We start from the raw sequence: 26835 nt of genomic DNA, 5'->3' as shown, positions 1-26835 counted from the left end.
ACCAAGTCTCACGTGCGTTCGACTTGAATTGGCAACATGGAAGTTCCATTTCATCCCAACACCTGCCGTTTTCAGGATCACCTGCTCCCGGCAGCAATTTCTTCCTGCTGCATCTGTTCTGTCACTGTCTTCCCGATACCGAGGTAAGGCAGTGCATTTTCAAAAATCTCCTTCATTACCGGAGCTGCCACCGTCCCTCCGTAATAGACGCCCTGCGGATTATCGATCACGATCAGACCGATCACCTGTGGATCTTCCGCCGGAGCAAACCCCAGAAACGATGCGATATATTTATGATCACTTCGCGGGAGTGTCTGTGAAGTAGCTGTCTTCCCACCGATGGAAAATCCTTCGATGGCTGCTTTTTTTCCGGTTCCCTCAGAAACCACATGTTCCAGCAGATCACAGAGTGTTTTCGATGTCGCAGTGCTCACCGTCCCTTCTGTTTCATCATAGGAAAATGTCTTTCTGGTTTCTCCCTCCGCATTCTGCACCGATATACCAAAATGAGGAACCACTCTGGTTCCGCCATTGATCAGCGAAGATACGGTCGTAACAAGCTGGATCGGTGTAATCTGGAAAGACTGACCAAATGAAATGGTTGCCAGTTCTACCTGTCCGATATTTTCCTTTTTATGCATAATCGTTGCTGCTTCTCCCGGAAGATCGATCCCGGTCTTTCGCAGCAGGCCGAACTGCTCAAAATAATGATAAAAATTTTCTGCACCGAGGCGCAGTCCCAGTTCTATAAACACCGGATTACAGGAATTCATAATCCCCTGGGTGAATGTCTCTGCCCCGTGTCCCGTTGTCTTGTGACAGCGGATCCTGCGATCCTCCACGATTTTATATCCAGGACAGTAAAAGGAATCGTTCACAGTCACCACGCCCTGTTCCAATGCCGCAGCTGTAGTAATGATCTTAAATGTAGAACCTGGTTCATACGTATCATTAATACAGGCATTACGCCACATCTGATTCAGCAGATCCTGTTTTTCTGATTCTTTCAGATCAGAGGCAGTCTCCACATTCAGCGTAAAAGGCTCATTCAGATTATACTCTGGTACGTTTACCATGGCAAAAATCTCACCATTTTGGGGATTCATTAATATCACAGATACTTCATCTGCATTCTTTTCCAGCATTACTTTCTGTGCTGCCTGCTCACAATACATCTGAAGATTGCAATCCATACTGATTGTCAACTGGTTACCTGTCACCGGTTCCTGCCTGCGTTCCCCTTCCTGCTCAAGTTCCTGGCCATAGGCGTTTGTCATGGTCAGTATCTTACCATCTTTGCCGGAAAGCCAGTCATCATAACGTACTTCCAGTCCTACAATCCCCTGATTATCACCACCGGTAAACCCGATGACTTTTGATGCCAGAGAATCATATGGATAATATCTGCGATAATCTTCATCCACCTTCACACCTTCCAGTTGCCTGGCAAGAATCGCATCACCGGTTTCTTTTGGCACATTTGAACTGATCCGCTCAATGGAACTGACTTTTTCCACCCGTTTGCGCACGGTATCCTCGGGTAACTCCAGCAACTCTGCCAGTTCTGCAATGACCCGTTCCGGATCACGGATCTGGCTGTGTATCACGGAAACGGTACATACCGAGCGATTATCTGCCAGAACGATTCCGTTGCGGTCCACAATTTTTCCGCGGGCGGCTTTGATGCTGCGTTCTCTTTCGTGTAGTGCCTGGGCCTTTTTTCCATAATAATCTGACTGAACGATCATCAGATACGCCAGTCTTCCGCAGGCAGCCGTCAGGATTGCGGTAACCGCGAAAAAAAGGAATACAATTTTTCCTTTCTGATATAACTTCAGATGCTGCATAGTCCCCCCCGGAACACAGATCGATTATTATGTATCCTATTCCGGAAAACAACTCTCTATGCATGTATTTTCTTATTGCCCGGAAGTCTCTCCTTCTGCAGACTGTGGTGCCTCTGTCGGCACTTCACTGTCCATGGACTCTGGTGTCTGTTCTACCTGAATGCCCTCTCCGGTAATACCAACACCTTCGTTGACACCCGTCAGTTCCTCATCCGGATAAATACCGAGATATGGCAATGCTTCCTTCAGAATTTCCCGCGCAATGCTCTGTGCATAATAACTGTGTGCCTGATCTTCGGAATTTGCTTCATCTACAACAACGTAAATCGCTACCTGCGGATTATCTGCCGGCACGGAACCTATAAAAGATACCAGGTATTTTCTGGCTGAACGCGGTAATTTCTGCGCAGTACCGGTTTTTCCACCCATAGAATAACCGTCCACTTTCGCTTTTTTACCGGATCCATTGACAATGACCCCCTGCAGATACTGACGGATCGTAGCCGATGTCTCCTCGGATATGGTCTCTTTGATCAGCGTCGGTTCAATATTCTGAACTGTATTTCCGTTTGCATCGGTAATTTTGGATACCATATGCGGCTGATAATATTTTCCACCATTGATCAGAGAGCAGTAACCTGTTATCATCTGGACCATCGTAACATTGTAACTTTGTCCGAAAGAATTCGTTGCAAGATTGATAGTACTCAGCTGATCTTCCGGATAAATCAAAGAATCTGTCCGTGCCTCTCCCGGAAGATCAATATTTGTCTTTAAGCCAAAATTAAAAATGTGCTGATACCGGCTGAAATTAGCTGGCCCGATGGCATAAGACATCTGCATCAACGCATCATTACAGGAATTCTCCAATGACTGCTGAATTGTTTCAACTCCATGGCCTGCCCGCTTGATACAACTGATATGATGTCCGGAAATCGTCTCTCCACCATCACAGTAATAAGTCTCATTACCGGTCAGGGTTCCGCTGTCCAGTCCGGTAGCCACCGTAAAAGGTTTTGCCGTAGATCCAGGTTCATAAGTGGAAGAAATACAGAAATTATTCCATACCTGATTTAACTGTGCCGTATTCCGTATATTGCTTAACTGATCCTCCGTGTAATGTTCACTTAAGGCAGCATTCCACGCTTCTTCCGTCATTGCATCAATGGTATCTGTATCATAGTATTTCTTTAATTCTATACGTTCTGCCTGATGAATCGCCTTTGTGCTCTCATCTGCGGAAAGGTAACGCAACGTATCCAGATTCCAGGGATTCTGAAGGCTGTATGTACGGTTTGTCGCCATAGCCAACACTTCTCCTGTGTTCGGATCCATCATGATAACACCGATATTTTTGGCACCCTCATTCTGACCGTCCTTCATCGCATTATTGAATTCTGCAATTTTGTTTTCTGTGATAGACTGCAGGTTTGCATCAATGGTTGACACCAGTGTATTACCATCCGCAGCCTCTTTTACCTTGATTTCATAGTTGGAATCATCATTTACATAACCATATTCTTTTCCGTCCACTCCATTGAGTGTCTCATTATAATAATCCTCCAGCCCGCCAATTCCAACATTACCGGATGTCGTAAACCCAAGCAGTGTACTTGCCAACGTATCATACGGATGCTCCCTGATATATTCTTTCTCAAACCACACACCCTTGATATTTTTCCCATTTTTTTCGTCATTTTGTAAATCCTCAAACTGCGCGATTTCTTCGTAAGGCAGCTTGTCCATGACTTTATAATAACGCTTTTTTGGATTTTCACTGACGTATGCCCGAAGTTCTGTTTCGTCTACGCCAAAACACTGCACCATTGCCGCGATGGTCGGCTCCAAATACTGTTCCCTGGATGTCAGAACACTGCAATCTAAAATGACATTGTAAACATCTGTACTCGTCGCCAGGACGGTCCCCTTTCTATCTACAATGTCACCTCTGCGGAACGGTATCGTCTTACTGCTGTATTCCTGCTGGTTCAGTATAATTCTTGCATACCTGTCCCCGCTTTTTAATTGTATATATGCCAAACGTCCCACCAGTGCGATCAGAACTGCTATGATAATAAAAAATACAAACAGCATTTTTCCTTTCATTCTGGTGAGAAATTTGTATGTCTTTTCTGTCTTTTTAATTTTTTTTCGTCTTCCGGGTCTCATTCTATCTCCTCCGAGAGTACATTAGTTAGATGGAATTTCCCCATATTGATTCATATAATCACTGTTTTCCACAGAATAGTAACGAACCTGCTCACTCCCCGGCATGATCAGTCCCAGATTTTTGGCTGCTTCCTTGATCTGATCCAGATTCATGGTAGTCTCCAGACGTTTCTCTGCTGCCACATTATCTGCCTTTACCTCGGCAATCTGGCTCTCAATCGATGCAATATTTGCCATTCTGGTGGTCACATCTGACTGCAGATAGATAAAAATGGCACAGACCAGAAAACAGACAACCGTTGCAGCTGCAAGAAATGCTACATATCCGCGATCCATTGCCATGGCTCTCTGCTGATTCTGGCGGGCCGCATTTTTTCTCATACGCTCCTGATGCAGCTGTTCTCTTGTTTTTTCTGCCGGCTGTACACTTCTGCCCGGCACACTCTCTCTTTGTCTGACTACATTGCCTTCAATATACGAATCCCGACGATAATGTCTGTCTCTACTTTCCATTTTCTTATACACCTTCTGTTTTAATAATTATCTGTTTCTTTTATCTCCGCTCAAACACACGCAGTTTTGCACTTTTTGAACGTTTGTTATATTCCAGTTCTTCCTCCGATGGGAGAATCGGTTTGCGTGTCAGCATTTTCCCCAATGATTTTTTTCCGCATACACACACCGGAAAATCCGGTGGACAGGTACATGGATTTTCATTTTTCTTAAAATTCGTCTTTACGATGCGATCTTCCAGTGAATGGAATGTAATGATACATAACCTTCCTCCCGGATTCAGCATCCGGATCATCTCATCCAGTGAATTCTCCAGTACATCCAGCTCATGGTTCAACTCAATACGGATCGCCTGATACGTGCGCTTTGCAGGATGTCCTCCTGTAGCCCGGACTTTTGCCGGAATTGCCGCCCGTATGATTTCATTTAACTGACCCGTTGTCTCAATGGGTGCTTCCTGTCTAGCCTGCACAATATGCTTTGCAATATTTTTCGCAAACTTATCCTCTCCATAATCACGGATCATCCGGTAAAGTTCCTGTTCGCTATATTCTGCCAGAATATCTTTTGCTGTCATAGCCTGACGCTGATCCATCCGCATGTCCAACGGTGCATGTTCATCCTTATAGGTAAACCCCCTTGCCGGTTCATCCAATTGATAGGAAGAAACCCCGAGATCCAACATAATACCGTCTACATTCTGAATACCGATCTCTCGGAGTCTTGCCGGCATCTCACAATAATTGCTTCTTATGATCGTCACTTTATCTTTGAAAGGCTCCAGCCTCTTGGTCGCTGCTGCAATTGCGTCCGCATCCTGATCGATCCCGATCAGACGTCCCTGCTCAGACAGCCGGCTGCATATTTCATAACTGTGCCCGGCGCCGCCCAACGTACCGTCTACATAAATACCATTCGGATCAGTGATCAGATTTCCTACGGTTTCTTTCAGTAAAACCGACACATGCGAAAAATCCATTTATCGCATTCCTCCTTAAAAATCTACTTTCCTGTGATAAAGCAGACAACCATTTTCTGTGCAGCTATATACTTAATCCCAACGCTGCCATATGTTCTGCCGCCTCATCCATATCTTCATACTCATTCTCGCCCAGCCAGCGTTCCTTACTCCAGATTTCCACCCGGTTCAGGACTCCGACTAACACAACTTCTTTTCCGATTGCCGCAAAATCGCGCAAAACAGCGGGCAACAGTATTCGACCCTGTTTGTCCACTTCACAGTCAGCTGCACCGGCGAAGAAAAATCTTGACAGTTTACGTGCATCTTTCGTTGTCAAAGGGAGTTCCCGGAATTTCGTCTCTATGATCGCCCACTCCTCATTCGGATACAAAAACAGGCAGCCATCCAGACCCTTTGTCACTACAAATGTTTCTCCCAGAGCTTCGCGGAATTTTGCCGGCACAATCAGTCTGCCCTTGGCATCTACGGTATGATTGTATTCGCCCTTAAATCCGCGTCCCATTGAAAACACCTGCCTTCCGTTCTATCAAAACGGTGCTTTGGTTATCCACAAAGTTATCCACCTTATCCACTTTCTACCCTTTTGCACCACTTTCACCCACTTTTATATAAATAGTAAAACATTTATCCCTAAAAATCAATAGGTATTTCCGCCCGGACAGCAAAAAAAATGCCTGAATGACAAGCATCCAGACATTTTTTTCCTAAAAGTCAAACAAATATAGGAAAATTTCGTCGACATTTTAATGATTTTCTTCCTGTTCTGCAATCTCATATCGCATTACTTACAGCAAAAATCTGCACATTCGGTATCTTTACAATGGCAGGCCTGACTGCCACCGCCGATACCAATGCTGTCTGCACAGCATTTACACCCACAATTGTGTACACAGCTTGTCGCCTCGCAGTCGATATCTACGGTACTGCTGGCCTGCCCGGTAAAATTACACACACTTCCGTTTCTCTCACGAAAGCTCTCACAGCAGGTATCACTGGTTCGTTTTGCATTAGAACCTCCCACAGTGATATCATCTTTGGAACAATAATGATCCTGATTATACAGGCAGCTTGTTACAGAACAATTCAATTGCGTCATGGCAACTTCCTCCTTTTTCTTTCATACGAAGAAAGTGTGCGCATTTTTATTCTTTTTATACAAGAAAGTATGTTATTGTGTATGAAAATAAAAAACCTGTGGCAGAGGTTACTCCACCACAGATCACAAAAATCTACATTTTTTTATTATTTATTTCTGCCACAGCATTTTTTGTATTTCTTACCGCTTCCGCATGGACACGGATCGTTCGGATATACTTTTGTTTCTTTTACAACAGTGCCGGATTTCTTCTGCTCTGTGTATAACTGTTTTAATTTTTCCTCAGAGAAGATCTCTTTCCACTGTGGAAGCTCGTATAACCAGTCAGCCTTTGCTTCTACCATGTTTTTGTATAATTTTTCTTTATCGAAAGCAAGACTCACATGAGAATCTTCTGTCAGATCTTCCAGGTTGTTCGGAGTAACAAGACTCTCGTCGATACCATCCAGAAATCCTACCATAGCCATTACTTCGATCTCGAAACGCTCTGCCAGTTCTTTGACAGTTCCTTCTACTGCTTCATCCGGATTGGAGAGAAGTTTCTCATATACACTTTTCTCGATTGCGAAGTAGCGGCTCCAGAAATTCTGCAGCTGACCCCTGTCTGCTTTTTCATTAAAGGCAATTGCCTGCCAATCCTGTAATAATCCCATTATTTTTACCACCTTTTATTTTTTTATTCATAAGTGCGATTTACTGCATGTTTTAGTATACCTCATATACACAGTGTTTGTAAACTGAATTTTTTTGAATAAATCTGCTGCCTGTGGTTATACTTCAAACAGGCGGCAGATTCGACTTGAATTACCCCCATACAGTTTGCCGCCGGGCCGGCTTTCCGGCACAAAAGACAAGTTTTTTAACTTATCCTCCCCTATTATTGTGAGAAAGTTCTCTCTTTCCCACGAAAAGATACCGCCACTGATCTGCTGACCGGTGACGGTATTTTTTATCTCAGTCGAGAAGACTCCCACTTCTGCAAGTAGTGAGTAATATCTGTTTTACTTATTATTCCGGAAATATGCCTTCGACTTCCTACTTTCTGTAAGCAAGTGCATTCCAACGCAGTTCGTTCTTTAACTGGCGGATGGTTGTATCTTTGTCAATGTAAACAGTTTCAATACCCATAGCATCTGCCCAGTCTCCCATCTGCTCTGCTGTCAGATCGTAAGAGAATGCAGTATGATGCGCACCACCTGCGAGGATCCATGCTTCCGCACCTGTGATCAGATTCGGCTGCGGCGTCCAGAATGCAGTTGCAACCGGAAGCTTCGGCATCGGTTTTTCTGTTTTCTTGCAGTCCACATCGTTGATGAGCAGGCGGAAACGATCGCCCAGGTCAATCAGGGAAGTCGCAATACCCGGACCAGTCTTTGCCGTAAATACCAGACGGGCAGGATCTTCTCTGTCACCCATGGAAAGTGGCTGCTCCTTGATGCTGATCGGACCATCTGCAATACTTGGGCAGACCTCCAGCATATGTGCTTCCAGTATGCCTTCTTTTCCCGGAACCAGATTATAAGTATAATCTTCCATAAAGGAAGTTCCTTTTGCATCTTTCATGCCCTGAGTCATAATCTTCATGACACGGACCATTGCGGCTGTCTTCCAGTCACCTTCTCCGCCAAATCCGTATCCTTTTTCCATCAGACGCTGGATAGCCAGTCCCGGCAGCTGTTTTAATGCACCCAGATCTCCGAAATGCGTAACGATGGCCTGATAGTTTTTCTCCTCCAGGAAACGTTCAAATCCAATCTCAATGCCAGCCTGTACTTCTACATGTTTACGGAATTCTTTCTCATCTCTTCCTTCTAACAGGATCTGATACTTGCTGTAATATTCCTCTACCAGTGTATCGATATCAGCCTGGGAAACTGCTGCAACTGCCTCTGCAATCTCATTTACCGGGTAAGCATCTACTTCCCAGCCGAATTTAATCTGTGCTTCTACTTTGTCACCCTCAGTAACGGCAACATTTCTCATATTATCTGCAATTCTCATTACACGGACATGGCTGCTTTCTACAATACCAACTGCGGTACGCATCCAGGAACCGATTTTTTTCTGAACTGCTTCATCTTCCCAATATCCTACTACGATTTTACGTTCCATACCAAGACGGCTGAAAATATGACCATACTCACGGTCACCGTGTGCAGACTGGTTCTCATTCATGAAATCCATGTCGATCGTATCATATGGAATCTCACGGTTGAACTGTGTGTGCAGGTGAAGCAGCGGTTTTCTGTACTCCTGCAGACCAAGGATCCATGATTTTGCAGGTGAGAATGTATGCATCCACGTGATGACACCGGCACAGTTTTCATCGTTATTTGCCTCGTTAAATGTCTGACGGATCAGTGCGTTTGTGATCAGAGTCGGTTTCCAGACAACTTCATATGGAAGATTTCCGGATGCATTCAGTGCATTTACGATGATTTTTGCATGCTCGGCCACATGCGCGAGACATTCATCTCCGTATAAATCCTGAGAACCGGTACAAAACCAAAACTTATAATTTTTCTGCTGAATCATAATTATATTCCTCCTTGTAAAATGCTTCTACATATTTAAATCCTGTATTTTTCATTCTGAAAATTGTAATTGTTGCATAACAGATCTGCTATATTTTTCACAAATCCTATTTTTCAACATTCCCCTGTCCATAGTAGGCATTTGCACCATGTTTGCGGTAGTAATGCTTGTCCTGCAGTTCCTGCGGCGCCGGCTGATTCTGCGGATTGATCATTTCACAGCGAGCTGCCATCTTTGCCACTTCTTCCAGAACGACTGCATTGTGCACTGCCTCATGAGCATCCTTACCCCAGGTAAACGGACCATGATTCTTGCACAATACCGCCGGAACAGCGGTGTAATCTTTGCCACGACGTTCAAATTCATCTGCGATCAGCACACCCGTATTGTATTCATATGCCTCGTCAATCTCTTTTTGGGTCAGATTGCGGACACATGGAACTTCCCCGTAAATATAATCCGCATGCGTGGTTCCATAACATGGAATATCACGCCCCGCCTGTGCCCAGCTTGTTGCCCAGGAAGAATGGGTATGTACAATACCGCCAATCTCCGGGAAACGATTGTAAAGTACCACATGAGTAGCCGTATCGGAAGAAGGATTATAGCGTCCTTCTACTTTATTACCCTGCAAGTCAACAACAACCATATCCTCCGGTGTCAGCAGATCATATTCTACTCCGCTCGGTTTGATAACAAACAGACCCGATGCACGGTCAATGCCGCTGACATTTCCCCAGGTAAATGTCACAAGGCCATAGTTAGGAAGCATCATATTTGCCTCATAAACCTGTTTCTTTAATTCCTCCAGCATGGTAAAATCCTCCTATCTTCCACTCCTGTGTCTATACAAAATGATCAAAATTTACGATCTGACTTATCGTATTTTTTATCGCAGCTGTTCTACTGCCGCACGCTCAATGGCAAGACCCTTTTTATAATCTGTCATAAACTGTTCAAATCCTTCCACATCGGCTGCATCCGGCTGTATCACACTGCCTTCCTCGCCATGGAATACTTTTGCATTCAGATATTCCGGAAGTGTCTCACCTTCCGCTTTCTGTTGCATATACGATGCAAGAATTGCAATTCCCCATGCACCGCCCTCACCGGCTGTCTCCATTACGAACACCGGTGTCTGCATTGCAGCTGCCATAATTCGCTGTCCTACCCCTTTGGTCAGGAAGAGACCACCATGGCCCAGCATCTTGTCAATCTGCACTTGCTCTTCTTTTACCAGAATATCCATACCCACTTTCAGGGCACCGAGGGAAGTCATCAGATGCACCCGCATAAAGTTTGCCAGGCTGAACTTGCTGTCCGGTCTGCGGACAAACAGCGGACGTCCCTCTTCAAACCCGGTAATACTCTCGCCCGAAAAATAATTGTATGCAAGAAGACCGCCACAGTCTGCATCGCCTTCTAACGCTTTACGGTACAGTGTTCCGTAAAGTGTATCCATATCCGGTTTCACTCCGAAAGCTTCCATGGCTTCCCCAAACAGTCCGACCCATGCATTCAGGTCAGACGTACAGTTGTTGCAATGGACCATTGCCACTGGCTTTCCGTCCGGTGTGGTCACCATATCAATCTCTTCATAATATTTAGAAAGTGCCTGTTCCAGAACAACCATAGCAAATACACTGGTACCTGCAGATACGTTTCCGGTACGGACTGCCACACTGTTGGTCGCTGTCATTCCAGTGCCTGCATCTCCTTCCGGCGGACAAAACGGAATACCTGCTTCCAGATCACCGGACGGATCCAACCATGCCGCACCTGTTTCCGTAAGAATGCCTGCCTGCTCGCCCGCTACCAGTACCTCAGGGAAGATTTCCCGCAGTTTCAATGCCACGCCCTGTTCCTGTAATAATGCATCAAATTTATCGACCATGCTCTGATCATAGTCATTCTGCGTGGAATCAATCGGGAACATACCGGATGCTTCTCCGACACCTACGACTTTTTCTCCGGTCAGCATCCAGTGGATATAACCAGCCAGCGTCGTCACATACTGGATTTCAGCCACATGTGGCTCTTTATTTAAAATTGCCTGATACAGATGTGCCACGCTCCAGCGCTGCGGGATATTAAAAGAAAGCAGTTCCGACAGTTCTTTTGCCGCATCCTCTGTCATCGTATTTCTCCATGTACGGAACGGTACCAGAAGTTCATTGTCTTTATCAAATGCCATGTATCCATGCATCATACCACTGAAACCCATGGCAGCAAGCTGTGTCAGTGTCTCGCCATATTTTTCCTTTACATCCTGTTTCAGTCCCGCATAACAGTCCTGCAATCCTTCCCGGATATCCTTCAGACTGTAGGTCCAAATCTGATTTTCAAGGCGGTTCTCCCAACCGTGACTGCCGGATGCGATTGGATTGCCCTCCGGATCTACCAGAACTGCTTTGATCCTGGTGGAGCCAAATTCCATACCAAGTACTGCCTTTCCGGATCGGATCACCTCTGCAATTTTTTCACGTTCCATCTGTTTCCCCCTCCATCACTATGTTTTCGTATCATTTTCTTATGTTCTTATCATAAAACATTTCTGTCAAAAGCAAAAGAAAATTATTATCCAATTTATAGACATTTATTATCTTGTCAGTTACAATAATAGTAATTTACAAAAACAGATCTGCCAAAACAGGTATAAATGTCCTCGGCATTCATGCCACGGGATGCGTATCATGCAACACACAACATACACTTTTGCGCATTTTGGCTAATCTACGAAAAAATGTATTCGGAGGAAAATCGTATCGATGCTTGCAAATTTTGAGAAAAGAGCTTACAACGGAACAGAACGGGTCTGGACCGGCCGCTATCGCAATCTGCACAATCTTCCACACTGGCATCTGGAGAACGAACTGATCTGTGTGGAGCAGGGGCAAGCCACCGTCTCCCATAACCATCAGGAATATCTGCTGACCGAAGGCGATGCCATCTTTCTTGGCAGTGGTGAAATCCACTATATTAAAAGTGATCCGGATAGTATCACCGCCATCACATTATTTGATGCCGCACTCACTGCAAGTCTGACCAACTGCTGCCAGCTCTGTTGTGCAAAATTATCCACTGACTATGATATTCTGCACGTGTTCTCGCAGATTCAGGAAGAACTGCAGCAACGCAGACCGTTTTTCGAACAGCAGACCTGTCTGCTGATCCTCCAGCTTATGATCAGGATCTTCCGGGAAGAGGCAACCGTACCTATGACCGCCCAGCCGGAACATTCTTCCATCTCCAATTATAAAAATCTGCTGGCAGAAATCGAAAAAGATTACTGTTACATCACTTTTTCGGATGCGGCTTCTTTCATGGGACTTTCCGAACCTTATTTTTCGAGGTTTTTCCGTAAGATTTCCGGCATGACATTTTCCAGATATCTGAACACGGTACGGCTGGAACATGCCATCGCCATGTTGCAGGATCCCACACTGAAACTGTCTGTCACTGAAGTGGCCTCCCGATGTGGCTTTGACACAATCCGTCACTTTAACCGGGTATTCCGTGACATCACAGGCATGACGCCAAGGGAACTTCCCCAGAATTATGTACCGGACTTCAAACCGATCTGCCGGATCGAGGACGCATTTAATCCCACATTGCAAAGTTCGGAACTCTTGACGCAACCGCTGGAATAAGCTAAGCTATGTTTATGCAAAAGAAATAGAAATGGAGAATTTACGATATGAAAAAATTAAAACAGATCACCGCTCTCATCGGTGTCATTGCCCTGGCCGGACTCTATGTATCCACGCTGGTACTGGCACTCATCGGCAGTGAGCAGTGCATCAATCTGCTGAAAGCAGCTGTCTATGCAACCATCGTTCTTCCGGTGCTGCTCTGGGCATATTCCTTTATCTACCGTTTAATCAGAAAAGATACGAAGTATCATATGACATCAGACGAACCCCATCCTGCTGATACAGATACAAAGAAACCAGCGGATAAATAACACAAAAAAACAATAAAAAGGGACAGGAAACAAAACAAACTTTGAGGAAACACCTCATCATCTATTTTGCTTCCTGTCTCTTTTTTGTATCCGGGAAATCCTGTTTTCTACTTTTGAGATTTCATATTCCTCTTTATTTCCTGTCCTTACTACTCAACACCATCTACGGATATATCAGAACCATCACTGCTATTTTCACTGGTGTCATCACTTTGTACATCTGTCTGATCACCCGTCGTATTTTCTGTAGTATCTGTTGCATCTTCCGTTTCATCTACGGTCAAATCATCCACACTCTTATTCAGTGTTGTATTGACATAACTGCTTCCGACGAGATACACATTGGCATCATCACTGATCTGTACATATGTTCCGCCAATGATTGCATTTGTGCTGCCGAAAGTAAGTGTTTTTTCACTTCCATCAGCAAACGTAAGAATTGCCTGCATGGATGGCTCATCCAACCCGTACTGTGCGATATCTGCCGGGCTTTCTACGGTATTGTCCGCTGTCATACTTCCAAGAGAGGACAGCATTGTTTTCATTTTATCGCTGTCTATGGATGCTGCGGTATCTGTCTCACAGCTCCAGGTATCATCATTTTTCGTAAATGCCAGCCACTCACCATCTTTTTCGTAAGCGATTCCGGTAACATCATCTGAAGAAAACTGCAATGCATAAACTTTCTCCGCCGCTTCCTTCTGTGCTGCTTTTTGGTCCTGATTCTTCTGATATCCTTTCATGCCGGCAGTGGCCGCCACAAAGGCAGCCAAAACCACCAACAAAAGGATCCATTGTTTTTTTCTCATAAAACAGTCCGTTCCTTTCCTATTATGCACGCCGTCTGCGATACCAGATTACAATGCCTGCTACGATCAATACGATTGGAAGCACCATAACCAGCAATGTTTCACTCATGATCGCAACGGACTGGTTTACAGACAGATTCGAATAGGTATACTGTTTTGCATCAATAGAAACTGCGGATTCTGCAGCGGATGTACCACTGAAAATGCCTTTGAACAGTGCAAGATTCTGTCCGGCAACGACGGAATCCGCATCCTGGGTGAATACCAGAGAAGATCCCACAATGGTAATATCTGCTCCTGTCTCATTATCAGTCACGTTCGCTGCCAATGTAAACTGACCACTCTGATCTGTTGCTTCTTTTTCAACGGAACGGATATTTGCCACGTCCGTTTTGATATAGGCACTGTCAGAAGATGTCAGCAAATCTGTCCACTCCAAGGTATCCGGATGCTCTCCGGTATTGCTCAATGCCTGTGCATAGGGCAGAAATACATACTTGTCAACTTTTGAAGTCTGTGTCGCACTCTTGACATCCGGCAGCAGATAGAACGGATACTGGTAATAATGTGTATTGTCAGAATCCATTACCATTCCGCTTGTTACACTGATATCATAAGCAGCCAGAACACTGTCAAAATTCGGTGTGTCTGCGGTTTTATTATAAGCTGTCGTAATCAGTGCTTTACCGCCTCCAGCCAGATAAGTGCTGATTTTTGCTGCATCATCTGCGGAAAAATCAGCTGTCGGTCCGTTGATAATGATTGCTTCTGCATCATCCGGAACTGCATCCTGCTGTAATAATGTCAATTCTTCCACCGAAATATTCATTTTTTCCAGAGCAGACTGGAAACTGCTGTCCAGCGAAGACTCCCCGTGACCGGTGATCACATACACCTTCGGTTGATTATCACTTGTGACATAACTGATGGCACTCGTCAGCTGACCTTCTCCATCGTAAGCAGATTTTGTCTGCGTGTAAGTAGAATAATCTACGGAATACTCATACAGATCGCTGGCGTCTATTACCTTCGATTTTTCTCCGCTGACTGCAATGATACTTCCATCTGATGGTGCGGCATCTGTATAAGAAGAGTAGAAATTCGGAGAAACCGCAGGATCTACATACTCCACTTTAATATGGGAAGATTCATCTTCATAGTTTTCCAATGTACGAACCACGGTATCATCCGCACTGTTCTCTGCTGAAAGTACATACAGTGTCACATCCTGTTTCAGATTGTTTATCAGTTTTACACTGTCATCCGTCAGTGTATACAGATTCTGTGTGGTCAGATCCACACTTTTTACTTTTTCCGGAAGCTGTCCGGCAAATACATTTACTACTACTGCGATGGCAATTCCGATCACCACAAAACTGGAATTAAATACACCACGACGGATCTTCTTTGCACTGACAGACCAGCGATGCTTCTGTACCACCTGACAGGTCAGGAACAGAAACAGCAACGTACCACTGACATAGTAAATAATTCCGGCCACATCCAGCATACCGTTACTGAAATTATTCAGTGCACTGGAAGTAGACAGACAGTTCAGCACTTTCGTCAGTGTATTTCCACTGGAGGAAATAATGCTTGTGATTCCCTCCATCATATAGCCGATAAACAGTAACGCAAAAGATAATACTGCTGCAATCACCTGACTCTCTGTCAAAGAAGAGACAAAGACACAGATGGAGATGGACAGGCAGCCGTACAGCCACAGACCGAGGATGGCAGCATAGCTCTCCGCCATCGGTATGCTGCCAAACCGAGACAGCAGCAACGGGCACAGACAGATAGCTCCGACTACGATGGAAAACACCAGTACCAGCGCCAGAAACTTACCGAGAATTACTTTCGGAACAGAAACCGGTGATGTATACAGCAACTGATCTGTTTTCGTCCTGCGGTCATCTGACATGCTGCGCATTGCCAGGATTGGAATAATGATCAGCAATACAAATGCCACATTATTCAGGGAATAGGAAAGATACGGTGTTCCGTAAATCAAATTGTTAGCTACAAAATATAAATTAAACACAAAGAAAAATGCTGCCATGAAAATCCATCCGATCACGGATGTAAAGTATGCCTTCAGCTCTCTTTTTAATATTGCGATCATGCCTCACGCACCTCCTCATTTCCAGTCAGCTCCAGGAATACATCTTCCAGTGTCTTCGTATTAACTTTTTGTTCCAACAATACCACATCATGTTCCACGCAATAACGGAATACCGTCTCGCGCAGATCACAGTTTTCTCCGGCAATAAGGGAAAGATGAAATTCTGTTGCTTCGTCGTTCCTTTCTCCGGCATCAGAATCCGAGGTTTCTGCCGCATCTGTCAGATCATTTTCCGAAGACTCCGCAGATTCCTCCGGAAGTTCCCGGACAATCCTACACTCCTGCACACCATCCAGTGTATGAAGTTCTTCCAGCTGTTCTTTCGTGCCACGCACTACCACGTCCAGCTGCTGGGCACCGCTCATACGGCTTTCCAGATGTTCCATAGAATCGCTGGCAACCAAGGCTCCTTTTGAAATAATAAACACATGATCGCACACGGCACTGATTTCCTGCAAAATATGGGAACTCAGAATTACAGTATGTTTTTCTTTCAAAGAGCGGATCAGATCGCGAATCTCAATAATCTGCTTCGGATCCAGTCCCACCGTCGGCTCATCCAAAATAATGATCTCAGGCATGCCGAGTAATGCCTGTGCTAACCCCACACGCTGACGGTATCCTTTGGACAGATTCCGGATCAGACGGTCTTTCATTTCATGCAGTTTTGTCAGATCCATCACCTGCCTGATATCTGCATTGCGGGTATGTGAATCCAGTTTTTTCAGTTCTGCCACAAATTTCAGATATTCCAGAACCTTCATATCTCCGTATACCGGTGGAATCTCCGGCAGATAACCGATACATTTTTTTGCCTCCTCCGGGTTTTTATTAATGTCATATCCGTTGATTTTTACCTCACCGGACGATGCGCCAATGTAACCGGTAATGATATTCATGGTTGTGGACTTTCCAGCCCCGTTTGGTCCGAGAAAACCGTAGATATTCCCCGGTTCCAACGTCAGACTCAGATCATTTACCGCCACATTGGCGCCATATTTTTTTGTAAGATGACTGATTTCAATCAAAACACTTCCTCCTTCCATCCAAAATCACTTATGGAGTAAGTGTACAGAAAAAATGTGTTGAATATTCGTAAAAAATGTGACTAATATGTGTTTTTCTTACGCTTCTTCTTTTTTCACTTTTTTCTTTTTCTTCCAGATAACAAAACCGATCACACCGGCTGCTGCCGCGCAGCATACAAGAATGACACCGTAGAATAACGGTTTGTTTGCGAAGAAAATAATCATTTTACTGGTAGATACCGTTACATTGTCAAATGTTTGATTATATGTATTGGTACTTCCATCTTCTTTTACCGCATGATCACTGCAGGAAACAGTTACCTGCTGTTCCAATCCTTCCGGGATTTCAAAGCTGATCCTTCCATCATGCTCTGCCAGATATGTTTCCAACTCGTCTCCTTCCAATGTAATCAGCGTTTCTTTCTGTTCGCTTTTTTTATCCGTCACTACTGCCTGGAACGTTTTTAATTTTCCGCCGTCGTCCGTCGGGACAGCCGTTACCGTCTGTTCCTGTGCCTCGTAACGTCCACCGCTCTCCAGTCCGCTGAATACAACTACCGGAGCCGTCTGATCTACCACAAAGGCCAGCTTCAGATTTTTTACGTCGCTGTAAGCAGCAGTATCTGTCTTGTCCACAGATTCAACCACCAGATGATATTCTCCTTCCTCAGCAAACAGTTCCTTCTTCACAGAGTAGGTTCTGACACTCCATGTACCATCTGCCGATGTCACGCTTGTGGTATAATCAGGCCCCTCTGTCAGCACTTTTCCGTTCATTTTTACTGCATAATGTTCAATCGGATCTGTATTGATCTCCTCGATCACAACATCCTGCGGAACCTGATAGACATAATACTGATCCAGTAAATCGGCAGTATCTTCATCTACCCGGAATGTGGAACCGTTTCTGTTTACAGAAAATGTCACCGTCTCGTATTCCTGTCCATCTTCCAGTGTCATCCGATCATATTCCTGATCCGCCATATCTTTTGCTTTACAGGACAACGTGTAGATACCATCGGCTTCCAGATTTTCTACCTGAATCTGATAAGACTGCTGATTCTCTGTCATTTCCGGAGCCGGAAGTTCTACTTCCTGTGTTGTATATTTTCCACTCTCATCACAGGTTACAGCTGTCAGAACCGGGACAATATCGCCTGCCAGCAGATTGTCTGCACTGTCGCTGACCGTCAGTGTAAATCCATACGGTTCTTCTTTATTTGCTGAATCTGCCTGCAGTCCGGATACATAAATACCCGGATGCTGTGTGTCGATGGTCAGCTGTCCGGATGTATAAGTCTCCATGCGGTTTCCGGACCGGTCTGTATAATTTACCGTGATCAGATAATCACCCTCCTCGCTCAGGCGGAAGGTTCCGGTATGGACATCTGCGCTGTTCTCTGTCCAGTTTGCATTGATACCATATCCACTCTGACCGTCTTTTTCTACTGAGATCTGAACATCTTCCGCATAGAAATTTGCCTCATGGATTTCAACCGTTGCATCGATATCGCCTGCATAATATGCAATTCCATTTACTTCCCGGACCGGATCATTATAAGTGACGGATACTGTCGGAACGAGATTATCCACGACAATACGCTCACTGTCATTCAGCCCGGACTTATTATCGGAATAGTCATAGGCTTCAAAATCCACGGTTCCGTTAAACTGATTTCTTCCCTGTAAGACATATTTTGGTATTGTAAATCTGGCTGTAAAAAGTCTGCCATTCTGTATAACTTCTGCTTTTTCGATCGCAGCCTCCAGCAACTGTGCATTGACAGCACTGACACCACTTGCATTTCGATAATTATATACAAAATGTTCGATACCGGACGTTGCATCCTCACCGGCGATCGTAACCGTCATCATCTGATTATAATAACGGAATGGTGTCACGCCTACCCGTTGTTGCTGCACACCTTCGCTGTATGAAATACTCAGATTATCCGGTACTGTCTGATCTACGGTAAACAGATCCGGTGTATAATCTGCCGCTTCATTCAATGCGAGATCATGGTAGGAGATATCAAATGTATAATTTGCATCCACCGGATACGTGATGGTTGCTGTATAAACATCGCCGTCCTTCTTCCAGTTACCACGATTGGATAAATATGCCGCATAGTCTGCCACGGCAACGTTTCTGCCGGTTACATCAACAGCCGTCACTTCTGCTGCCACATCGTCTGCCCGGAAGTTATGCTCTGTAATTTGAATCGTTGCTGTCTGTGTACGGTCAAAATACAGGCGTGATCCTTCTGTTCTTTTCACATCCTGATTGCCATAAGTCACATGGATGACAGGTGCTGTTGTGTCAATGACAATTTTTTCAGACTGATAGGAATGCATCTTATTATCGGAGCGATCCGTATCATCCATGGTCACATAATAATCGCCATCTCCGCTCAATGTCATGGTTCCTGTCCATACATCCCCATTCTGGATCCACTGATCCGGTACCCGTTTTTCTCCATTCACGGCAATAATGACATCTTCTGCATAAAAATTGGCTTCCTCGATCCGGAAGGTCACAGTCACATCTCCATCATAATATAATACAGAATCTGTTCCTTCCTGTTCATACTGATAAGACGTTTTCTGCAATCCGGTTGCAGCATCAACCACCTGTTTTGCAGGTGAATAAGATACCGTACGCTCCGGAGAGATATTATCTACGATATTGATTCTCTGCGCATCCGCTTTTATCTCGCTGGTATTACCGGCCATATCTGTTGCAGTGAAAGAAACGGCACCACGGAACTGCTCTGCATCTGTGGCTTTTAATGTAAAGCCTGCAACCGCCTGTTTTCCCCGTTTGCTGTAAGTAATCTGATCACTGGTAATTATCTCCGTCCGCTCACTCACATTTTTTGTCGTACTTGCACCATTTTCCCGTTTATAAGTCCAGGTAATATAGTCAATGCCGGACATTTCATCTTCCGAGGTCAGCGTAACCGTTACCTGATCTTTATAACTGAAATATCCAAAAGTAATTGCCTGTACGACTTTCTGCCAGGTATGAAGTTCCTCACTGTAAGTAATCTTCATTTTTTCCAGCGGTGCTTTTGTTGTATCAACGACAAATGCATCTGCATAATCCTCTTTCAATGCATGGCCTGCAAGATCCCGGCAGGCAAATGATACGTTGTAGAACGCATCCTGCTCAAAAGGAATCTTGGCATACCATACAGAAGGATCTTGCGGATCCTGTGTCCAGTCTGACCAGTTTTTCAACTCAGAATATGTATCATCAACTACATTTGCATTTCCATTTTCCACAGTTTTCGGATCGATCACAGAATCTCCGTCTTTTGCAGTGATCTTCCAGTCCGTTTCAGACGGACGGAAATTGCGGTCTGTCACCTTAATGGTGGCCACTCTGCCTGCATTGTAATAATGCTGGTTCACGACGGTATTATTATCATAGGATACTTCTACCTCCGGATTTGTGGTGTCAATCGTAATAATATTTGACTGATAAACCGCTTCTCCTTCTTTCTGTTCATACTCACCAGAAACATAATGCATCTTGTTGTCTGACCGGTCTTTATAGGAAATTCCAATCTGATAATCGCCATCTGTCAGCAGCTGAATAGCAAGAGATTCTTTATCATTTTCCTTATTTACGGTCCATTCAGAAATTTCACAGTCATTTGCTATCTTCTGTGCCTCTGCAACTGCACCATTCCAGATTTCTGTGCCATCTTTCCAAACCGTAAGAACGACATCTTCTGCCTCAAAGTTTGCTTCTGTCATATCTACGGAAGCAGTAACTGCACCATCATAGATAAATCTGGTATTTTCATCCACCTGTTCTTCCGGTACATCTGCACGTTCCTGTGACTCTTCTGTATCTTTCGTCACTTTTGCAACCAGACAACTGTCTCCCTGCGCTGTATAGGAAATGATAGCCTGCGGATTGCGATTATCTGCCACAACGGTCCTGTCATCCCAGTATTCCGTCACACGATTTGCCTGATCTACTGCTTTAAAAGACACATTTCCCCGGAATTGCGCCGGAATACGGAACACATAACTTATGGAACTGTCTTCGTTATCTACTTTTTCGACTTTGTCTGATTCCAGATCCACCTTTGTCCAGTCTTTTCCCTGCCTGGAAGTGCTGATCACATTTGACTTGTACTGATAATATAATCCCTTCAGACCGGACATAGTGTCTTTTGCTGTAAGTCTGACAGCAATTTCGTCTTTTCCATACAGCACGGAATCTTTCCATGCAGCAGGTGCCTCTTCTGTCAGGTATTCCACCTGAAGATCTGTCGGATTTCCCTGATCGATCTTCAGATCGTAAATTGTGAGAACATCTGTAATACCGCCACTCTTTCTGTTTCTCAGATAATAAGATATCTCATTGTGGCCTTCTTCTGTACAGGAAATAGATGCTGACCAGTTCCGGCTCGATAAAGAATTTGTTCTGCTGATCAGATATCCATCCGGTGCCTGAATCGTTACCGTATCTGTAAACCATGCAGCCGTAGAATCACCATGATAGGAAAATGGTAATGCGGTTCCATCTTCATTCACAGAATTCTGCGGTCCCTGCAGCCGGTATGTAACATCCGGTGCTTGCATATATGTAATCACAATTGTGTAGCTCGCCTCACATTCGTTGTAGCACTCATCTGCCTCTTTTTTTGCCGTGACTGTAACACTTCCAGTCTTTCCATCAGAAAATGTCAGTGTTCCACTCTTTTCATTGATCTGTGCACCCAGAACATTATCTGTCAACCGATAAGTAACTGCTCCTGTTCCATATCCTTTTCCATCTGCCGCATCTTGGTTTTCCACAGCATTTGCTACCTGTCCATACGCTGTGGCACCATATTCCAGTTTTACCGTTTCTTCTGAAAATGCCAGACTCTGATCTGCTTTCAGCGTTTCGCTTTCATAAATTCCATCCGGCTCATCACCCGCAACTTCCACAGTACAGCAGTCCTCATATTCATCCGATGCCGCCAGTACCTGTGACAAACTTCCCGGCAACAGTCCTGCAAACAGCATTACACTCAAAACAACAGCCAGAAGCCTTTGTTTTCTTTGCAAATTTTTCTTTTTCATGGTATCCCTTTCCCTTTTATCCAATTGTTTCCTTTGTATGGATAAAACAAATTTCTTCTATGACAAAATTGTCATCCATATCAACGTCATTCAGCACCATTGTTTCTGCACATTTCGGTGTTGGAAGAAACATTGTCTCGGAAGTTTTCAGCTTTTCCCCTGTTTCCGATGTCGCAATTTTCTGTGTTATACCTCCTGTATTCACAGCTTCTCCAAACCGGTGTATATTTCCTGATTCTGTCATACCGCCTGCAATGCTTCCAAAATTCTGATTTTCTGCACAGCTCTTATAACATCTGCCTCTGGTCTGAATATTCTTTTTCCAAATATCTGCAATTCCTTTCCGAGCTGTCCTTCCACTCAGCTGCCCTATCACTTTCGGAATTTTTAAAATCACAAACAGCAGTACATCACCAACTGCAAAAATAATTGTCAAAACACCTGCATGCCAAAAGATAGTCTGATACATTTCATATGTCATGATGTCCCTGCCTCCTTCTGAACACTGTCGATTTTTTGCACTGTTTCAATTATTTTTTGCTGTAAGTTTTTAATTTCCTGTACAATAACAGATTTATGTATCGCATCAGATTCTTTCAGGATATCATTCAGCAGATTTTTTATTTCATTCACTTGAGTCACTTCCAGGAACGGTACCACCTGTGCATTCAACATATCATTTATTTCCGTCCAAAGCTGAAGCTTTACATCAACATCTCCAAATCGATCTGCAGTACTTTTCAGTTCCTGTATCTTTTCCCAAAGTTGACGATAAACATCATACATTTTATCTGTCTGCTTTACTTTTGCATTATCGTACTGATTGATCAGTTCCAGACAATCTGCGATATCACAGTAAATCTGAGCAAGCGGATATTGATCCACAGCCTCCTGAAACCATTTCTTTGCGCTGATATATCGGTCACGGTCAACATTTACATCATAAAAAAACAGAAATGAAGTTCCAATCTCATAGCATACTTCCGGATAGCCTTCAGGATTACAATTCTTTAGTTCAGCCAGAACATCCTGCTTTTTTGAAAAACCGTTACTGTCCTTTTCATCCAGACCAATTTGCAGCTGCAACAACTGCTGACCTTCCTCTTTTGTCAGGATCAGATCTGACGTCAATGCATCATTCAGTTTCTCATACGCTTCTTTCCTTGTTGGATCTATCAGAATTGCCTGATAATAATCCTGATAATCTAATGCACCTTTCAAAATTTCATCATAATTTTCACTTTTTTTCTGTTCACTACCAAAATATCCCCACAGACATATCCCTGCACAAGCCGCTGTCAGAAACAGACTAACCAGAAACACTACCAGTTTTTTCTTCTGCTTCTTTTGATATACCTCATCAATTTCGTCATAATGCTTCAATGCATACATCAGTTCAGCGCAGGACTGGTAACGGTCCTCCGGATTCCGCCGGGTACATTTCCGGATAATTCGCTCCAATCCATCGGATAATGCAGGATTGATCTGTCGGATCGGACCTATCTCATAAGGTGGTGCACTGGGATCCTGCCCTGTCACCAGGTGGTATAGCGTAGCTCCCAGACAATAAATATCTGTTCTGGCATCCGTCTGTCCCATTCTGCCGAACTGTTCCGGTGCCGCATATCCAATCGTTCCCAGACAAACAGTATCTGCCAGATTCTTTTCCTTAAATTCCCTGGCTGTTCCAAAATCAATCAAGGTAAGATTTCCGTCCGGTTTCAACATAATATTGGATGGTTTCATATCACGATAAATAATCGGCGGAGATTGTGCATGGAGATAACCAAGCACATCACAGAGCTGTATTGCCCAGGCAATCACCTGATTCTGAGGCTGTGCACCAGATTCTTCCAGTGCACTGCTGAGCGGATTTCCCTCAATATAATCCATGACGATCAGAAACGAATCTTTATCATCAATGACATCAATAATGCTTGGCAGACTGGGATGACGTAATTTTTTCAAAAGATCCGTCTCAACGATCAATCCCTGCTTTACAACTTCAAAATTTTGTCTGCCGTCCTTACGGACTTCTTTCACAGCCCACTGCTTATTCGCCTTTTCATTCATGGCCAGATATACAACGCTCATTCCACCACGACCAACTTCATTTAAAATCTTGTATCTCCCGTCAATCACACTTCCTATTTCAAGCATTCATCTCTCCTTGTATTAGCTTTATAGATTTCTTTCGAGAGGCTATAAGCTTTTATAAAACACGAACCAATGCCGCCGTTATATTATCCCGCTCCCCACGCTGCTTGAGTAATTCGATCAGACTTGTTGTCGTTTCATCCATTGCCTGCTTTTTTATCAACACAGACGGTTTCAGTGCCTGAATCATTTCATCGGAAGAAATTTCATGACGAAATCCGTCCGAGCAAAGCAGATATACCGATTCCGATACCGGTGTTCCGAATAAAAATTCCGGATAAACAGCTTCCGATGCACCTACGCACTGCAGCAATACATTTCTGCGCCTATCCTTTCGTGCATCCTCCGGTGTCATCCGTCCCATCGCCATTTCCCTGCCCACAAAAGTATGATCTGTCGTTAATTGCCTCAATGCTGTGTCCGTCAATTCATAAAGCCTGGAATCGCCCACATTCAATGCAAAATACCGTATCTGTGTAATCAGAAACACTACAACCGTTGTTCCCAGACAAATTCCCTGCTGTTTTCCATATTCAGCGATCTCACGATTCATTTCTTTGATAATTAATTCCCAATCCGTACGGATTTTTCTCTCTTCCAGCACCTGTCCGCACATCAGCGGCAATTCCGTATTTACCCACTGTTCAAAAGCTCTGACCACCGCTGCACTTGCCACTTCTCCTTTTTCCAGTCCTCCCATACCGTCACACAGCACAGCAAACACCATTTCCCCCTGACAAGTATGTATCTTTTTTATCAGCACGCTGTCCTGATTCGTCTTTTTCAGCGTTCCTATATCTGTATTGGCAGAAATCAAAAAATTCACATTTTCTCCCCTCTCTCCATTAAATTTTTTTCCAAATTTGTAATACTTTGCTCTGAATCAGAGCGTTAGAAAATCTCATTGCACATGTAAAGCGGACATTCGCAATCCGCTTTCGCTACTTGCTCATGAACGCAGAATAAAGAATCTTTTATAAGAATGTGTTTTCACACCTAGAATGTATTCCAAGTATACGAACCACGTTCCCACCTGTCAACACTTCTTTTTGCCGGAAAATCTGTCCTGTACAACTTGCACAAAAGCCGACTTTTCCTGCAGATCCGCATAAATACTGACACAGAAAAAGAGACCCCGGAAAATTTTTCCTTTCCGAAGTCTCTTTTTCTCTTCATTTTTATGCAACTTTTTTCTGCCGTTTTAGTATATGAAAAGCAATCAGACAGATAACAACCGATGTCAGGGATCCCGCAACCGTAGCCAGTCCCATCGGAAACAGCGTATCCGGGAACAACTTTGAAGTCAGATATACCCCCGGCACGCGCACCAGCACGATGGCTGTGATATTATGGATAAAGGACAGTTCCGATCTGCCGATCGCACAGAAATAACCGCTGAAACTGAAATGGATGCCCGCAAAAATGCAATCCCAGATGTATCCTCTGATATACTGGGTTCCAAGCACAACCACTGCAGCATCTGCCGTAAACAGTCCCACCACCGGTGTAGCTACAAACTGTATGATAATAGATATGATCACACCGAAACCGACGGTAATCCCGATGGAATAGTACAGTGTCCGCACGGCGCGCTCCGGTTTTCCGGCTCCGATATTCTGTGCACCGAGGGCAGATACCGCAGACAGCATGGAGGATGGCACAAGGAACAAAAAACTGATGATCTTTTCTACAATTCCTACTGCAGCTGCATCACTGAGTCCACGTCGGTTTGCAATGATGGTAATGATGATAAATGCCACCTGGATCAGTCCGTCCTGTAATGCAATCGGCAGACCGATGCGCACGATCTGTCCTGTTGCTTCCCTACGCGGCCGGAAATCCTGCCTGGATACGGAGATTCCCATCTTCTTTTTCAAGATCACCGTCAACGCAATGACCACACTCAGAGCCTGCGCCAGCGTCGTTCCCAGGGCAGCCCCCGCCGGTCCCAGATGCAATGCCCCCATAAAAATATAATCAAAAGCAATGTTTGCACCACAGGCGATTGCAATAAAGTACATCGGGCTTTTGGAATCACCCATGCCACGAAAAATGGAACTGATGACGTTATATGCTGTGATACACGGAATACCAACAAAACAAATCGTCAGATACGCTACCGTTCCCTCCACTGCTTCTGCCGGCGTGGACATCACAGCCACGATTGGCCGCACCATGCAAAGGAAAAATGCCATCATCGCCACAGAGACAATGCAGAATAAGATCACCGTATTGCCGATGGTCTGTGAGATTTTTTTCCTGTTTTTCGCTCCCACTGCCTGTCCAATGGTAACGGTTGTCCCCATAGCCAGTCCCACGATCATAACGGTAAGCATATGCATAACCTGGCTTCCCACTGAAACCGCCGTAGTACTTGCCACACCGTCAAACTGTCCGACAATGAACAGATCCGCCATACCATACAATGTCTGCAGAAAATAAGATAACAGGTACGGAAGGGAAAAGAACATCAGGTTCTTCATAACACTTCCGGTTGTAAGATTTCGTTCCATAAAAAATTCTCC

Annotated in this window: 20 protein-coding genes; 2 read left to right on the top strand and 18 right to left on the bottom strand. The window is 44.4% G+C overall.

Annotated elements, in window-relative coordinates; all coding sequences use genetic code 11:
- Positions 1–77 precede the first annotated feature (77 nt).
- From ACIRUQ_RS03500 to ACIRUQ_RS03455, 10 genes are all read right to left on the bottom strand, one after another.
- Positions 78–1847, bottom strand: coding sequence for a penicillin-binding protein 2 (locus tag ACIRUQ_RS03500; RefSeq protein ID WP_055289720.1), 1770 nt, complete (start codon positions 1845–1847; stop codon positions 78–80).
- Between the two features lie 72 nt (positions 1848–1919).
- Positions 1920–3953: a penicillin-binding protein 2 gene (locus tag ACIRUQ_RS03495; protein ID WP_082432720.1), complete on the bottom strand. Its 2034-nt coding sequence runs from the start codon at positions 3951–3953 to the stop codon at positions 1920–1922.
- Between the two features lie 84 nt (positions 3954–4037).
- Entirely contained in the window at positions 4038–4529 is a 492-nt protein-coding gene (locus ACIRUQ_RS03490; protein ID WP_021737943.1) for a hypothetical protein, read from the bottom strand.
- A gap of 40 nt (positions 4530–4569) precedes the next feature.
- Positions 4570–5508 carry a 16S rRNA (cytosine(1402)-N(4))-methyltransferase RsmH gene (gene rsmH, locus ACIRUQ_RS03485; protein ID WP_021737944.1) on the bottom strand — a complete coding sequence of 313 codons (939 nt, stop codon included), beginning with the start codon at positions 5506–5508 and terminating at the stop codon, positions 4570–4572.
- Between the two features lie 64 nt (positions 5509–5572).
- A complete protein-coding gene (gene mraZ, locus ACIRUQ_RS03480) occupies positions 5573–6013 on the bottom strand; it encodes a division/cell wall cluster transcriptional repressor MraZ (RefSeq protein ID WP_021737945.1) in 441 nt (146 codons plus the stop codon).
- Between the two features lie 279 nt (positions 6014–6292).
- The gene (locus tag ACIRUQ_RS03475; RefSeq protein WP_055289718.1) at positions 6293–6607 is read right to left on the bottom strand and encodes a DUF1540 domain-containing protein; all 315 of its coding nucleotides are present in this window, start codon (positions 6605–6607) and stop codon (positions 6293–6295) included.
- A 146-nt stretch (positions 6608–6753) separates the two neighbouring features.
- Positions 6754–7260, bottom strand: a complete 507-nt coding sequence (locus ACIRUQ_RS03470; protein ID WP_021737948.1) for an SEC-C metal-binding domain-containing protein — start codon at positions 7258–7260, stop codon at positions 6754–6756.
- A gap of 382 nt (positions 7261–7642) precedes the next feature.
- Entirely contained in the window at positions 7643–9142 is a 1500-nt protein-coding gene (gene araA, locus ACIRUQ_RS03465) for an L-arabinose isomerase (RefSeq protein WP_022036532.1), read from the bottom strand.
- A gap of 106 nt (positions 9143–9248) precedes the next feature.
- Positions 9249–9956 carry an L-ribulose-5-phosphate 4-epimerase gene (locus ACIRUQ_RS03460; protein WP_055289716.1) on the bottom strand — a complete coding sequence of 236 codons (708 nt, stop codon included), beginning with the start codon at positions 9954–9956 and terminating at the stop codon, positions 9249–9251.
- Between the two features lie 75 nt (positions 9957–10031).
- Entirely contained in the window at positions 10032–11633 is a 1602-nt protein-coding gene (locus ACIRUQ_RS03455) for a xylulokinase (RefSeq protein WP_055289714.1), read from the bottom strand.
- 277 nt (positions 11634–11910) lie between these two features.
- On the opposite strand from ACIRUQ_RS03455, the gene ACIRUQ_RS03450 reads away from it, so the two are divergent.
- Positions 11911–12792, top strand: coding sequence for an AraC family transcriptional regulator (locus ACIRUQ_RS03450; RefSeq protein ID WP_055289712.1), 882 nt, complete (start codon positions 11911–11913; stop codon positions 12790–12792).
- Positions 12793–12839: 47 nt separating this feature from the next.
- Positions 12840–13106 (top strand): hypothetical protein, encoded by a 267-nt coding sequence (locus ACIRUQ_RS03445; RefSeq protein ID WP_021737954.1) that lies wholly within the window; start codon positions 12840–12842, stop codon positions 13104–13106.
- A 149-nt stretch (positions 13107–13255) separates the two neighbouring features.
- Here ACIRUQ_RS03445 and ACIRUQ_RS03440 read toward each other — a convergent pair whose 3' ends face one another.
- The 8 genes from ACIRUQ_RS03440 to ACIRUQ_RS03405 all read right to left on the bottom strand — a co-directional run bounded on the left by ACIRUQ_RS03440 (position 13256) and on the right by ACIRUQ_RS03405 (position 26823).
- Positions 13256–13915, bottom strand: a complete 660-nt coding sequence (locus ACIRUQ_RS03440; protein ID WP_055289710.1) for a DUF4340 domain-containing protein — start codon at positions 13913–13915, stop codon at positions 13256–13258.
- A 22-nt stretch (positions 13916–13937) separates the two neighbouring features.
- Positions 13938–16040: a Gldg family protein gene (locus ACIRUQ_RS03435; RefSeq protein ID WP_055289708.1), complete on the bottom strand. Its 2103-nt coding sequence runs from the start codon at positions 16038–16040 to the stop codon at positions 13938–13940.
- Positions 16037–17068, bottom strand: a complete 1032-nt coding sequence (locus ACIRUQ_RS03430; RefSeq protein ID WP_055289706.1) for an ABC transporter ATP-binding protein — start codon at positions 17066–17068, stop codon at positions 16037–16039. Before ACIRUQ_RS03430 ends, ACIRUQ_RS03435 begins: the two co-directional genes overlap by 4 nt.
- 96 nt (positions 17069–17164) lie before the next feature.
- Entirely contained in the window at positions 17165–22153 is a 4989-nt protein-coding gene (locus ACIRUQ_RS03425) for a hypothetical protein (RefSeq protein WP_055289704.1), read from the bottom strand.
- Positions 22154–22169: 16 nt separating this feature from the next.
- A complete protein-coding gene (locus ACIRUQ_RS03420) occupies positions 22170–22634 on the bottom strand; it encodes a hypothetical protein (RefSeq protein ID WP_055289702.1) in 465 nt (154 codons plus the stop codon).
- Positions 22631–24313, bottom strand: coding sequence for a serine/threonine-protein kinase (locus tag ACIRUQ_RS03415; RefSeq protein WP_055289700.1), 1683 nt, complete (start codon positions 24311–24313; stop codon positions 22631–22633). Before ACIRUQ_RS03415 ends, ACIRUQ_RS03420 begins: the two co-directional genes overlap by 4 nt.
- Positions 24314–24365: 52 nt before the next feature.
- Positions 24366–25136 carry a PP2C family serine/threonine-protein phosphatase gene (locus ACIRUQ_RS03410; protein ID WP_021737961.1) on the bottom strand — a complete coding sequence of 257 codons (771 nt, stop codon included), beginning with the start codon at positions 25134–25136 and terminating at the stop codon, positions 24366–24368.
- Between the two features lie 352 nt (positions 25137–25488).
- Positions 25489–26823 (bottom strand): MATE family efflux transporter, encoded by a 1335-nt coding sequence (locus tag ACIRUQ_RS03405; protein WP_055289698.1) that lies wholly within the window; start codon positions 26821–26823, stop codon positions 25489–25491.
- Positions 26824–26835: the final 12 nt, after the last annotated feature.

Origin of the sequence: Eubacterium ramulus (genome assembly GCF_045002895.1) — a bacterium.
Lineage (GTDB): Bacteria > Bacillota > Clostridia > Lachnospirales > Lachnospiraceae > Eubacterium_I > Eubacterium_I ramulus.
Note: the sequence above shows the minus strand (reverse complement) of the source record. Positions and strands in the feature narration are given on the sequence as shown.

What these genes read in the sequence shown, in the direction of transcription:
- ACIRUQ_RS03500 (WP_055289720.1), bottom strand. Translation starts at nt 1,847, where the DNA reads ATGCAGCATCTGAAGTTATATCAGAAAGGAAAAATTGTATTCCTTTTT.
- ACIRUQ_RS03495 (WP_082432720.1), bottom strand. Translation starts at nt 3,953, where the DNA reads ATGAAAGGAAAAATGCTGTTTGTATTTTTTATTATCATAGCAGTTCTG.
- ACIRUQ_RS03490 (WP_021737943.1), bottom strand. Translation starts at nt 4,529, where the DNA reads ATGGAAAGTAGAGACAGACATTATCGTCGGGATTCGTATATTGAAGGC.
- rsmH (WP_021737944.1), bottom strand. Translation starts at nt 5,508, where the DNA reads ATGGATTTTTCGCATGTGTCGGTTTTACTGAAAGAAACCGTAGGAAAT.
- mraZ (WP_021737945.1), bottom strand. Translation starts at nt 6,013, where the DNA reads ATGGGACGCGGATTTAAGGGCGAATACAATCATACCGTAGATGCCAAG.
- ACIRUQ_RS03475 (WP_055289718.1), bottom strand. Translation starts at nt 6,607, where the DNA reads ATGACGCAATTGAATTGTTCTGTAACAAGCTGCCTGTATAATCAGGAT.
- ACIRUQ_RS03470 (WP_021737948.1), bottom strand. Translation starts at nt 7,260, where the DNA reads ATGGGATTATTACAGGATTGGCAGGCAATTGCCTTTAATGAAAAAGCA.
- araA (WP_022036532.1), bottom strand. Translation starts at nt 9,142, where the DNA reads ATGATTCAGCAGAAAAATTATAAGTTTTGGTTTTGTACCGGTTCTCAG.
- ACIRUQ_RS03460 (WP_055289716.1), bottom strand. Translation starts at nt 9,956, where the DNA reads ATGCTGGAGGAATTAAAGAAACAGGTTTATGAGGCAAATATGATGCTT.
- ACIRUQ_RS03455 (WP_055289714.1), bottom strand. Translation starts at nt 11,633, where the DNA reads ATGGAACGTGAAAAAATTGCAGAGGTGATCCGATCCGGAAAGGCAGTA.
- ACIRUQ_RS03450 (WP_055289712.1), top strand. Translation starts at nt 11,911, where the DNA reads ATGCTTGCAAATTTTGAGAAAAGAGCTTACAACGGAACAGAACGGGTC.
- ACIRUQ_RS03445 (WP_021737954.1), top strand. Translation starts at nt 12,840, where the DNA reads ATGAAAAAATTAAAACAGATCACCGCTCTCATCGGTGTCATTGCCCTG.
- ACIRUQ_RS03440 (WP_055289710.1), bottom strand. Translation starts at nt 13,915, where the DNA reads ATGAGAAAAAAACAATGGATCCTTTTGTTGGTGGTTTTGGCTGCCTTT.
- ACIRUQ_RS03435 (WP_055289708.1), bottom strand. Translation starts at nt 16,040, where the DNA reads ATGATCGCAATATTAAAAAGAGAGCTGAAGGCATACTTTACATCCGTG.
- ACIRUQ_RS03425 (WP_055289704.1), bottom strand. Translation starts at nt 22,153, where the DNA reads ATGAAAAAGAAAAATTTGCAAAGAAAACAAAGGCTTCTGGCTGTTGTT.
- ACIRUQ_RS03420 (WP_055289702.1), bottom strand. Translation starts at nt 22,634, where the DNA reads ATGACATATGAAATGTATCAGACTATCTTTTGGCATGCAGGTGTTTTG.
- ACIRUQ_RS03415 (WP_055289700.1), bottom strand. Translation starts at nt 24,313, where the DNA reads ATGCTTGAAATAGGAAGTGTGATTGACGGGAGATACAAGATTTTAAAT.
- ACIRUQ_RS03405 (WP_055289698.1), bottom strand. Translation starts at nt 26,823, where the DNA reads ATGGAACGAAATCTTACAACCGGAAGTGTTATGAAGAACCTGATGTTC.